The sequence below is a fragment of the Ideonella sp. P3_A4 genome, from assembly GCF_056403075.1.
In genome coordinates this window covers 1-586 of sequence record NZ_JBFUGE010001351.1, presented here as the reverse complement: position 1 = coordinate 586, position 586 = coordinate 1, and the positions used below count along the sequence as shown (strand labels likewise).

Sequence of the window (586 nt, the reverse complement as noted above, 5' to 3'; positions counted from 1 at the left end):
CGCGGTCGGCGAGCGGCGGGCGTCGATCGGGCCGCCCATCATCGTCAACGTACGCGGGGTGAACTCACCGGAACTGGCCAGCAGCGAGACGGCGGCCAGCACCGGCACGGTGGGCTGGCAGACCGAGATCACGTTCACCTCAGGGCCGATGTGGCGGATGAACTCTTGAATGTAGTTGACGTAATCGTCGAGGTGGAACGGGCCGGCCTCGGTGGGCACCATGCGGGCGTCGGTCCAGTCGGTGATGTAGACCTTGTGGTGCTGCAACAGGCTCTTGACGGTGTCGCGCAGCAACGTGCTGTGATGGCCAGACAGCGGGGCGACCACCAGCACGGTGGGCTGGGCCTTCATGTCCATCAGCGCGGTCGGGTCGTCGCTGAAGCGCTTGAAGCGGATCAGGCGGCAGAAGGGCTTCTCGATCGCGACCTGCTCTTGCACCGCCACGTCAACGTCGTCGACGTTCACGGTCTTGATGTCGAACTCGGGCTTCTCGTAGTCCTTCGCCAGCCGGTGCATCAGGTCGAGGCCGGCGGCCACGCGCTGCGACATCGGCAGGTGGGTGAAGGGCGACAGCGGATGGCTGTAC

Annotated in this window: 1 pseudogene; it reads right to left on the bottom strand. The window is 65.7% G+C overall.

From position 1 onward, the window contains the following. Positions 1–586: pseudogene (locus AC1DYI_RS37975) on the bottom strand (polyhydroxyalkanoate depolymerase); the annotation flags it as partial.